This window comes from Methanobrevibacter sp. (assembly GCF_015062935.1).
In the GTDB taxonomy this organism is placed as follows: domain Archaea; phylum Methanobacteriota; class Methanobacteria; order Methanobacteriales; family Methanobacteriaceae; genus Methanocatella.
In genome coordinates this window covers 14,472-26,722 of record NZ_SUTM01000001.1, presented here as the reverse complement: position 1 = coordinate 26,722, position 12,251 = coordinate 14,472, and the positions used below count along the sequence as shown (strand labels likewise).

At 34.3% G+C, this 12,251-nt stretch carries 6 protein-coding genes; 4 read left to right on the top strand and 2 right to left on the bottom strand.

From position 1 onward, the window contains the following. Positions 1–7 precede the first annotated feature (7 nt). Positions 8–2,251, top strand: coding sequence for a carbamoyltransferase HypF (hypF, locus tag E7Z81_RS00065; RefSeq protein ID WP_292742652.1), 2,244 nt, complete (start codon positions 8–10; stop codon positions 2,249–2,251). A gap of 51 nt (positions 2,252–2,302) precedes the next feature. Here the strand turns inward: hypF and E7Z81_RS00060 are convergent, their stop codons facing one another. Further along, positions 2,303–2,878, bottom strand: a complete 576-nt coding sequence (locus E7Z81_RS00060) for an ArsR family transcriptional regulator (RefSeq protein WP_292742649.1) — start codon at positions 2,876–2,878, stop codon at positions 2,303–2,305. A 465-nt stretch (positions 2,879–3,343) separates the two neighbouring features. Between E7Z81_RS00060 and grpE the strand changes: the two genes are divergently transcribed. The 3 genes from grpE (at position 3,344) to dnaJ (ending at position 7,082) form a co-directional block, all read left to right on the top strand. After that, complete coding sequence (grpE, locus tag E7Z81_RS00055) at positions 3,344–3,895, top strand: nucleotide exchange factor GrpE (RefSeq protein ID WP_292742647.1); 552 nt, start codon at positions 3,344–3,346, stop codon at positions 3,893–3,895. Positions 3,896–3,937: 42 nt separating this feature from the next. Then, entirely contained in the window at positions 3,938–5,812 is a 1,875-nt protein-coding gene (gene dnaK, locus E7Z81_RS00050; RefSeq protein WP_292742645.1) for a molecular chaperone DnaK, read from the top strand. A gap of 124 nt (positions 5,813–5,936) precedes the next feature. Beyond that, positions 5,937–7,082: a molecular chaperone DnaJ gene (gene dnaJ, locus E7Z81_RS00045; protein WP_292742643.1), complete on the top strand. Its 1,146-nt coding sequence runs from the start codon at positions 5,937–5,939 to the stop codon at positions 7,080–7,082. A gap of 254 nt (positions 7,083–7,336) precedes the next feature. Here the strand turns inward: dnaJ and E7Z81_RS00040 are convergent, their stop codons facing one another. After that, on the bottom strand, positions 7,337–12,172 hold the full coding sequence (locus E7Z81_RS00040) for an Ig-like domain-containing protein (RefSeq protein ID WP_292742639.1): 4,836 nt from the start codon (positions 12,170–12,172) through the stop codon (positions 7,337–7,339). Positions 12,173–12,251: the final 79 nt, after the last annotated feature.

Sequence of the window (12,251 nt, the reverse complement as noted above, 5' to 3'; positions counted from 1 at the left end):
AATATTTATGAAATGCCAAAAGATTTTAACACAGGGAATTGTCCAAGGAGTTGGATTTAGACCTTATGTATACCGACTCGCATCCGACTTGAATCTCAACGGATACGTTAGAAACCTTGGAAATGTTGTTGAAATCATAATTGAAGGTGAATCTACAGACTTATTTATTGAAAGATTGCCTAATGAACTACCACCAATAGCTAAAATAGATTCGATGACCGTTGAAGAAATTGAATTGAAAAATTACACTGACTTTCAAATTATAGAAAGTGGCGATTCTTACTCCGGCGTTAGTGTCATTCCACCGGATATTGCAATATGTGACAGCTGCCTTGAAGAAATCAGAAATCCGAATGACAGACGTTACAAATATCCCTTTAATGCATGTACCGATTGCGGACCCCGATTTACAGTTATCGAAAGCGTGCCATATGACAGAATCAGGACTTCAATGGATGAATTTCCATTATGTGATGACTGTCTTCTGGAATATAGGGAACCATTGAACAGACGTTACCATGGAGAGGCTATTTGCTGTGGAGATTGTGGGCCGCAGATGGCTTTCTATGAAGGCAGGAATAAAATTGACTGCGAAAATCCTATTAAATTAGGTGCTGAGAAACTGGAAAACGGTGAAATCCTAGCAATTAAGGGAATCGGCGGAACACATTTAGTTGTCGATGCATACAATGACTATGCAATTAAAGAATTAAGAAGACGTTTAAACCGTCCAAACCAGGCTTTTGCAGTGATGGCTAAAGATTTGGATGCCGTTGAAAATTATGCTCAACTGTCAGGAAAAGAAATTGCAACAATCACATCCAACAAAAGACCGATTGTTATTTTAAAGAAAAATCAAAATTATCCGTTTCCGGAATCACTGTCTCCCGGACTTCACAATATTGGAGTAATGCTTCCTTATTCACCTATGCATTACCTGCTGTTTGATGAAAGTGACATAGACACCTACGTCATGACCTCTGCAAACACTCCCGGAGAGCCAATGATGATTACCAATGAGGAAATAATCAGCGGAGTTAATGACTATTCACTGGTTCATAACCGTAAAATACTAAACAGATGTGATGATTCAGTAATCAGATTTAGAAATAATGAATTGTCATTCATAAGAAGGTCAAGAGGATATACTCCGGAACCGTATAAGATAAATTATGATGTGAATGATTCCAATGTCCTTGCTTTAGGTCCCGAACTTGATGTAACCTTCTCCATTGCCAAAGACAATATTGTATATCCTTCACAGCATATAGGAAATACAAACAAGCCTAAAACATTGGAATTTTTAAAACAGGCCATAGAAAACATGCAGAGAATTACAAAAATTAATGAATTCGACATAATTGCATGCGACCTGCATCCTCATTTTTTCACAACAAGACTTGCATATGAGCTGGGCGAAAAATTTGATGCTGAAGTTATGCCAATACAGCACCACCATGCCCATTCAATTGCACTGGCAAACGACCATGCCCTTGAGGAAATGATTGTTATTGCAGCGGATGGAGTTGGATACGGAAGTGACGGAACTAGCTGGGGAGGAGAAATTCTCTATACTGACATTAACACTTTCGAAAGATTGGGCCATCTTCAAACACAACTGATGCCCGGCGGAGACATGGCAACCCGATATCCTGCAAGAATGCTTGCAAGCATACTTGGTGAGCCTGATTTAATAAAAGGCTATTCCAAGTATTTCAAATATGGAGATGTTGAAATCAGAAATCTTTTTAAACAGCTTGAAGCCGGAATCAATGTTGGAAAAACCACAAGTACCGGAAGAGTGCTTGATTCAATGGCAGTGGCTTTGGAGATTGCGCATGAAAGAACCTATGAAGGAGAGTGTTCCATGAAACTCGAATCCTGCGCATATTATTCAACTAACGACATTGAAATTCCATACGCTATTGAAAACAACATTTTAAATACTACTGAAATTTTAAGAGAAGTTGTTAAATTATATCAGAATGGAGAAAAAAAGGCAGATGTTGCAAAAGCAGGTCAGAATGCAGTTGCAAATGGTTTGGCTGAGCTTGCAATGAATGCTGCTGATAAAAAAGGATTGAATGATATTGGTGCAACAGGCGGAGTGTTCTACAACGAAGCCATTACAAATGCGGTTAAGGAACATATAACAAAAGAAGGTTATGAATTCATCCAGCACCTCAACACATGTGCAGGGGATGGATCAGTTTCATTGGGACAAAGCATAATTGCAAAAAAACAAGAATGAAATGGTTTAAAAATGATTTAAACCATTCAATAATGACCACTAAATATTAGTTTATCTATTTTTTAAAGTTCTCTCAAGAATATATTCTGCTCTTTCCTTGAGATTGCCGTATAATCTGATTTGATTTTTTAGCTCATCGATTGCTTCAAGCTGACCTGCGTCAATCCTTTTTTCGATATCCAAGAGTTTTGACCATTCGTCACCTGAAGGCAACTGCAAAGTATTCAGCATATCGTCGGAAAAATTTACATCAAAAGTATTTTTATTAATAGTAATGTGAATATTTACCTCATGCTGCAAATCATAATATTTACGCGGACGACCTCTTAAGATTTTCTTATAAGAAGAGTTCAAAATTCCTATATCTTCCATAGCACGCAAGTGTTCTATGATAGCCTTCTGACCAATATCGAGCTCATTAGATATTTCACTAACAAACATCGGCTCTTCCCTTAAGAGATTTATGATATCTCTTCTTGTTTTACAACCCATTACGTCAAGTATATCTTCTTTATCAATATCTCCTAATTGGTCGTTGTAATTTCCTCTAATTTCTATGTGGCCATTAGAAGAATTGACATTTCTATGATGTTTATCATTTTTTTCAATGTCATTTGCGTTTGTCATGATTATAGATTATATTAAACATATTATATAAAACATTATGTTTTTATTACATATTGTAAGAAAAGTTAAAACCCCAATATATGAAGCCTATTTTATTAATGTTAATGTTAAATCTAATATAAAAATTAAATAAGTTTTTTTAATATAAACATATGAAAAATAATGATATAAATTTAATTATAATAAAATCAAATGATTTTAAGCAAAGAAAATATCAAATTTTTGACACTTTGAATATCGAAAGGTTTATATAACTTTTTGTTACTATAATAATGTAAGAGAAAGATAACTTTTTGTTACTTTAATATTTGGTTCGGAAAAACTTGAAGTAATAACTCTAATTTGATGAACCATTTTCCTATATGTCCATAAATTCCCATTAACCAATATTAAAGAACAATTTGATGACTTCTCGCCAAATGAGTTATTACAAAAGTTTTTCTAAAAAACCTAAAAGGTGTACATATGACTGACGAAAATAAAAGTGAAACTGAAGTAACCAAACAAGATCTTCAAGAAAAATATGAGGAGCTTCTCAAAGAGTTAGCTCAAAAAGATGAAGAAGTTGAAAAACTTAAAGAAGACCTTGAAAAACAGGAAAGTGAAACCCAGGAATACATTTCACTATCTCAAAGACTTCAGGCAGATTTTGAAAATTTCAAAAAAATAACCGACAAACAAAATAAAGAAATTATCAAATTTGCCAATGAAAATATTATCAAAGAATTCTTAGACTGTTACGAAGACTTCGGTAGAGCTTTAGAAGTTGAAGATGACAAAAACTTAAGAGAAGGTATAGAACTTACCTACAATAAATTTAAAGACATATTAACAAAAGAAGGCGTTGAAGAAATTCATGCAAAAGGTGAAAAATTCGATTTGAACAAACATGAAGCATTAATGGTACAGGAATCCGATGATGTGGAAAACGGCTACGTCATTGAAGAACTAATGAAAGGCTACATGTATAAGGATAAAGTTCTAAAATACTCAAAAGTTATTGTTTGTAAAAAATAATGTTTATTAATATAATTCATGAAAAAAAAATAGGTGATAATTATGTCTGATACTAAAAAAGAAAAAATTATTGGAATTGATTTAGGTACAAGTAACTCAGCAGCATCAGTGCTTGTAGGGGGAAAACCAACTACAATCCCTTCCGCTGAAGGAGCAAGCCAATACGGTAAATCCTTCCCAAGTTACGTTGCATTTACTGAAGATGGTCAAATGTTAGTTGGAGAACCAGCAAGAAGACAAGCAGTTACCAACCCAGAAAATACAATCAGCGCTATCAAAAGAAGCATGGGTACTGATCACAAAGTAACTGTAAACGGAAAACAATATTCTCCACAAGAAATCTCTGCATTCATCTTACAAAAAATTAAAAAAGATGCTGAAACCTTCTTAGGTGAACCAATCGAAAAAGCTGTAATTACCGTACCAGCATACTTTGACGATAACCAAAGAACCGCAACAAAAGACGCAGGAACCATTGCAGGTCTCGATGTTGTAAGGCTCGTAAACGAACCTACTGCAGCAAGTTTAGCATACGGACTTGACAAAGCAGAAGAAGATGACATGAACATTATGGTATACGATTTAGGTGGAGGTACCTTAGACGTAACCATTATGGAATTCGGTGGAGGAGTATTTGAAGTAAGATCCACCAGCGGAGACACCCAACTTGGTGGTACCGATATGGATAACGTATTAATCAAATACTTAGCTGATGAATTCAAAGCACAAGAAGGTATTGACTTAATGGATAATGATCAAGCAGTACAAAGATTAAGAGAAGCTGCTGAAAAAGCAAAAATTGAATTATCCACTACCACAACCACTGAAGTTAACTTACCATTCATCGCAATGGGCAGTGACGGAACTCCTAAAAACTTAATCATCTCTCTTACCCGAGCAAAATTAGAAGAATTAGTTGACCACATTGTGGAAAAATCTGGAAAACCAATGCAACAAGCATTAGATGATGCTAAAATGACCAGAGCTGAAATTGATAAAATCATCTTAGTTGGTGGACCTACCAGAATGCCAATCGTTCAAAAATACGTAGAAAAATTCATAGGAAAACCAGTTGAACGTGGTATTGACCCAATGGAATGTGTATCCATGGGAGCAGCTATTCAAGGAGGAGTATTAGCTGGTGAAATTAAAGACATCGTTCTTTTAGATGTAACTCCATTATCTTTAGGTATTGAAACCTTAGGAGGAGTATCAACTACATTAATAGAAAGAAACACTACTATTCCTACCAAAAAGAGTCAAGTATTCTCCACAGCAGCAGATAATCAGCCATCTGTAGACATTAACGTATTGCAAGGGGAAAGAAAAATGGCTGCAGACAACACTTCACTCGGACGTTTCCAACTTGTAGGAATCCCACCTGCACCAAGAGGAGTACCACAAATTGAAGTAACCTTCGATATTGACGCTAACGGTATTATAAATGTAACTGCAAAAGATAAAGGAACAGGTAAAGAACAAGCAATTACCATTACTTCCTCAACTAAATTATCTGATGAAGAAATCGAACAAAAAGTTAAAGAAGCAGAAATGAATGCTGAAGCAGATGCAAAAAGACAAGAAGAAATCGAAATCAGAAACAACGCAGACTCATTAATTTACACTTCAGAAAAAACCTTAGACGAACTCAAAGATCAAGTATCTGAAGATGAAAAATCAAAAGTCGAAGGACTTGTAGCTGAATTAAGAGAACTTATAGCTGGCGATGATATTGATGCCATTAAATCAAAGTCTGATGAATTATCAAATGTAATTCAAGAGATTGGTGCAAAAATCTACCAACAAGCACAAGCAGAAGCTCAAGCTCAACAACAAGCAGGAGCTGACCCTAACTCAGGTGCTCAAGACAACAAAGATGATGACACAATTGATGCAGACTATGAAGTAAAAGACTAGATTAAATAATATAGTTTTATTGCATTGTTAGGAAATATATAAAATCAGAATCAAATAAACTAACAATATAGATAAAACTATTATTTTTTCTATTATTTTTTTAAAATTATTTTAAGGTGAATAAATGGCAGACAAGCGAGATTATTATGAAGTTCTTGGAGTAGATAAAACTGCGGATGAAAAGACTATTAAAAAAGCTTATCGTAAATTAGCCAGAAAATACCATCCAGACGTTTGTGATGAACCAGATGCTGAAGATAAGTTTAAAGAAGTAAGTGAAGCTTATGCTGTCTTGTCTGACGAAGAAAAACGTCAAAGATATGATCAATTCGGTCATGCCGGAATGGATGGATTTACTGCTGAAGATTTCTATCAAAACGTGAACTTTGAGGATATTTTCCAAGGATTCGATATTGGAAACATATTTGAAATGTTCGGATTCGGTGGACCAGGTCGCAGCCGTGGAGGAAGAGCAGGTCCTCAAAGAGGTTCAGACATTTACACTGAAGTACCAATTTCTCTAGAAGAAGCATTCAATGGTTGTGACAAAGAAATCAAGATTACCAGAAGTGAATTATGTCCAACATGTAACGGTTCTAAATCCAAACCAGGTTCCGACCCTCAAACCTGTCCTAAATGTGGCGGTACTGGACAAATAAAAGAAGTCAGCAACACATTTTTAGGTCAAATGGTAAATGTAAGACCATGTAGAGAGTGTGGAGGAACTGGAAAGATAATTACAGACCCTTGTGATGATTGTCACGGAAAAGGAAGTAAAAGAAAATCCAAAACAATTAAAATTGAAATTCCAGAAGGTGTTGATGAAGGTAACCACTTAAGAGTTTCAGGTGAAGGAAACTGTGGTGAATCACCAGGACTTGAAGGAGATTTAATTGTTACAATCCACATCAAAGGACATAGAAACTTTACACGTGAAGGCGATCACTTATACTTAGACCAACAAATTAGTTTCCCTCAAGCTGCATTAGGTGATTTGATTAGCATTCCTACTATTGAAGGAAAAGAAGTTGAATTTAAAATACCTTCAGGAACACAAAGTGGTACCGTATTTAAATTAAAAGGTCAGGGAATGAACTCTGTTAGACATTCAGGAAGAGGAAATATGTACGTTACTGTAACTGTGGTTGTTCCTAAAAAATTAAGTTCAAAACAGAAAAAGATACTTACTGAATTTGCCGAAGTCAGCGGTGATGAAATTAAACATGTTGAAAAAGGACTCTTCGATAGAGTTAAAGACGCTATGAAATAAATTAGCAATATGCTAATTTATTCTATTTTTTTAAAAATTTTTTTGAAAAACACCACTCGAAAAACCATCAATATAATTACAATAACGATTAATTAAATTATAATTTAACAAAAATTAATCTGTTTAATTAGATATTATTTCAATAATAATTATACTTATTCTAAAAAAATTAATGTTTGAATAAGTCCATCTACATGTGCAAGGTAAATTTTTAGAATTTAATAAAAAAAGAAAAAAGATAGAGATAAAAATCTCTATTTAATTGTTATTTTTATAGATTTGCTTGAGGCTTCGTATGATTTGTCACCAGCAAATGATATTTTAGTGGTGAATTTGCCTTTTTTGGTTATTTTAAGGCTGAATGTTACTTGACCTTTCGCATTGGTTTTTCCTGTGTAGGTTTTACCATTGATTTTAAGGGATACTTTTTTACCTGCAGCTAAGTATGTTTTTCCATCGATGGATGATCCTTTGATGGTTTTTAAAGTTACTGTGTATTTTTTGGTTTTTGCAGTAGCTTTAAATGTTTTTGCGCTTGCAGATATTGAAGTTGTTTTCTTTTCAATAGTAACTTTGTGTACAGCCATGGTAGCGTTGTAGTCTTTATCACCTAGGAATACTACTACAAAGGTGTATAATCCTGCGTTTTTCAGGTTAATCTGAACATTTGCATAACCGTTTTCATCAGTGGTTCTGTTTAATGTTACACCATTATAACCAATGTAAATAGTTTTGTTTGCAAGAGGATTACCGGCCATATCTAAGAGTTGGAAAGTGAAGTTTCCACCACGTTCTCCTTCATAGAAATCACAAGAATATTGTGTAAAGTCAGCACTATTGAAGGAAGTATTAGTCCTTGAAGGAGCCATATCCTGCAATTTGATGGACAATTCAGTTGGCATGTAAACATCTGTACCAGCATAACTGATTGTTACATCAGCATCAAGAGTAACGTTGAATATGAACCAACCATATTCATCAGTTGTGACATTTGATTCAACACCGTTAGCTATATAAACTACTGTAGCGTTAGCAATAGGATCACCTAATGCATTTACAAGCACACCATCAATATATCCGGAACCTTCAACAGTTAAATTATCAAATCTAGTGTCAAATTGTTCTAAGAAAATGTTTTCAACCTTATATGCAGCAGCATGTGTTTCATCACCAGTATAGATTACTACAATGGAATGTTCACCACCAGTAACATTTTCAATAGTAACAACAGCACTGCCGTTTTCATCTAATGGTGCAATTGTTTCAACACCGTCGACGATGACAGAAACATTACCTGTAGCGCCAGGAATGTCAATAGTTACATTAGCATCCTTACCGATTTCATAATCTCCGATAGTGATATTTGCAGTTGTAGGTTCTTTAACTGGAGCAATATCAGTTAATGTAAGTGAAACAACATCAGATGCTAAATAGTGGCTGTCCTCTTCAAGGAATAAGTCCAATTTACCGTTGCCAATTCCAGTAATTTTGAAAGTACCGTTTTCATCGGTTTTGACAGGTTTGGTTACACCATCAAAGGTATAGGATAACTCATAGAAACTGACTGGAGTTCCATTAATCTCTTTTAATATACCTGAAACTTCACAATTTCCGTTGACTTCAGTAATTGATATAACAACAGCAGTTTTATTTCCTATTTCAGGAATGTTGTTGTAAACTTCTGCATTATCCGCATTAGCAACACCTTCATCACCAATGTATTTCAAACCAATTAAGTTGTTATCATGAACTGAAGCGGAAGTGTTTCCAACATTGACAGGATAATTTCCAGTTGTCATGATACGGTTGTTAGTGACTTCAGAAGTACCGTTTACAATTTTAACACCTACGGATTCAACACCGAAAGCTTCCCAAATAGCTTCATTACCTACATTTGAACCAAATGCTAATATAGATGTGTTATTAATGGTAAGTTTAGTACCTCTGTATGCAATACCAGTAGTGTAGTTACCATCCGCAATGATTTCAGAGTTCAAAATTGTGCTTTCAACATCACCTAAAGACATGCCAAATACATTGTAAGCGACACCAAAGATATAATTGCCGTCATATAAAACAGTAGTGTCTTGACCGTTCATGCCTGAATAAATACCATAAGCAGAGGTTGTTGCATTAACGCGAATATTGTTGTTGTATACACTACCAGTAGCAGGACCTTCAATATCAATACCGTTAGCATAATAATTATCAGACTCAGCAGTAATGTTGTTTGCTTCAACTGTGAAGTTATCTCCGGTAATTATAAGACCGTAAATGTATGTGTGACCTTTAGCATTGATTTCGTTATCAGAAATAATTGCATCATCAGCTTTAACGTCAACAGCATAAATAGTATCATAAGAACCTACAACATCACCATAGGTTAAATCAACCTTATTGAGTGAGAATACAGGATTGACAGTATCTTCAATAACAATACCTTCACTAATTGGGAAAGATACCCAATTACCAGTACCTGCAGGAATTTCAAACCAAGGAACATAGCTGGAAACTAAATCTATAGTAAAGTTATTTGCTATAATAGAAGTATCAGTAACATTGTTTACATAAACAGCATTGTTAACACCAGTACCTTTAGTAGCACCCTGATAATCAATATTATTTAAATTAAGGAATAAGGATGCAGCATCAATAGCAAAGATAGCATAAGCATTTTGATCGTCATTACCAACAACATTTATGAAGTTATCGAATATGTGAGCATCAGTCTCAGCGCCTTCTATGTGAATACCTTTTCCAGGAGTTGCAATAGTGTTGTTTTCAATTACAGCAGTACCATTAATAACTTTAATACCGACAGCTTCAACACCGAAATTCTCCCAAACAGTTAAATTACCTTGTTCTGTTGAACTTAAGACAATGTAGTTACCTGTTGCATTTATGCCAGAACCTCTGTAAGCGATACCAGTGGTGTAATTACCATCCAATATAATGGAGTTATCTTTAACATTGGATTCAACATCACCTAAAGACATACCAAATACATTGTAACCTTTACCGGTAATTGTGTTGTTTTGATATAAAGCAGATACATTCTGACCATTCATACCAGAATAAATAGCATAAGCAGACTCTACACCAGTAACATCAATAGTGTTATCATATACAACACCGGTAGCAGGACCTTCAATATCAATACCATTAGCATAATAATTATCAGACTCAACAGTAATAGTATTAGCGCCTATATTGAAGTTATCACCGGATAAAATAATACCATAAATGTGAGTATGACCTTTAGCATCAATTTTATTGCCTTCAATCAAAGCATAATCAGAATTCTTAAAGCTAACAGCATATATAGTATCATAACTACCTACAACATCACCATAAGTTACAGTTACATTATTTTTCATAAACTGAACAGCTTCACTGGAATCAACAACAATACCTTCAGATACCGGGAAAGATGTCCAGTTACCGGAACCAGCAGGAATTTCAAACCAAGGAACATAACTGGAAACCAAATCCAAAGTAAAAGTATTACCGGTAATTCTAGCATCAGTAGTGTTGTAAACATAAACACCATTATTAACACCAGTACCGTTAGTAGTACCCTGATAGTCAACAGTGTTATTGTTAACAATTAAACTTGCTAATTCATCAGCGTAAAGAGCATAAGCATCTTTATCAGCATTACCAACAACATTAATGAAGTTACCTTCTAAAGTAGCAGAAGTTCCTTTACCAGATAATACAACACCTTTACCATTAGTTGCAATAGTGTTGTTAGCAATAGTAGCATTACCAGCAATTACAAGAATACCTCTAGCTTCAACACCAAATCCTTCTTGGACAGATTCATTACCTTCTTCAGAAGAAGTTAAAATAAATCTGTTGCCATCTACATTTAAAACATCAGTTCTAGCAGCAAGACCTGTAGTATAATTACCTTCAAGATCAACAAAGTTATCTTTAACATTGGATTCAACATCACCTAAAGAGAAACCAAAGATATTGTAAGCTTTACCTGTGATATTGTTATCAGTATAGTTAGCACTAACAGTTTTACCATTCATACCAGAATAAATAGCATAAGCACTGTTTACAGCACTAACATCAATATTATTGTTTTCAACTACACCAGTTGCAGGACCTTCAATATCGATTCCGTTAGCATATAATACACCGGTAGAAGTAATGTTATTACCTCTGATTGTGAAATCATCACCAGATATGATTATACCATAAATATAAGAGAAACCATCAGATATTATCTCATTATTGGTTATTAAAACATCATCGGACTCAGATACATCTACAGTATAAATTGTATCCCAATCACCAGTAACATTTCCATATGTAACATTTATTAAATTTCCATCTAAAATAGCACCATCAGAATTTTTAATAACAATTGCTTCACTCATAGGAGCACTTACCCAATTACCAGAACCTGCAGGCTCTTCAGCCCAGCCAACAGAAGCGGAAACAAGGTTTGCAAATATTTGATTGTTAAAAATTATTGCATTTTTTGAACTGGTTATGCGAACAGCATTATTATTATAATAACCGTTGGTTCTACCACCATATGCAATAAATGAATTTTTAAACATGAAATCATCAGAATACATTACTTCAATAGGAATTGCACCTGCACCGCTTTGGTCATCTGTAAATACAATATTTACATTGTCAATTAAAACATCAGAAGTATGATTTTCTTCACTTCCAGCAACAAAAATGGAATTTACACCTTTATTTTGAATAATTGAGAAATTTCTCAATATAACCTCACTGGAATAAATTTCAAAGTTTGGATCGTTGAAAAATCCGCCGGTTAATGTAATAGGACGCTCAACAGTTAAATTCAAATTATTAAAAGTACCGTTAAATACAATTTCATCTGCAGTTACATTTTTATACAACTGACCAGAATCATCTATATACTGACCAATAGTTTCCGGAGTAACTACAGCTGCGGAACTTTCATTTGCGCTTACATCTTGAACATCTTGTTCAACCGCAAGCGGTTCATCAATAGTTATTTCATCATCAATAGCTATAACATCAGTAGCATTATCTGCAGCAAATGTTGCTCCAACAGATAACATTACGAAGCATAACATGATTAATGAAACAAATAAAGTTTTTGACCTAATTATTTCACCTCATTTATATATAAATTTAGAAATAGTCTAATAAAAT

Bases quoted from the DNA above. Each gene is read 5' to 3' on its own strand.
- hypF (WP_292742652.1), top strand. From the start codon at position 8: ATGAAATGCCAAAAGATTTTAACACAGGGAATTGTCCAAGGAGTTGGA.
- E7Z81_RS00060 (WP_292742649.1), bottom strand. From the start codon at position 2,878: ATGACAAACGCAAATGACATTGAAAAAAATGATAAACATCATAGAAAT.
- grpE (WP_292742647.1), top strand. From the start codon at position 3,344: ATGACTGACGAAAATAAAAGTGAAACTGAAGTAACCAAACAAGATCTT.
- dnaK (WP_292742645.1), top strand. From the start codon at position 3,938: ATGTCTGATACTAAAAAAGAAAAAATTATTGGAATTGATTTAGGTACA.
- dnaJ (WP_292742643.1), top strand. From the start codon at position 5,937: ATGGCAGACAAGCGAGATTATTATGAAGTTCTTGGAGTAGATAAAACT.
- E7Z81_RS00040 (WP_292742639.1), bottom strand. From the start codon at position 12,172: ATGTTATGCTTCGTAATGTTATCTGTTGGAGCAACATTTGCTGCAGAT.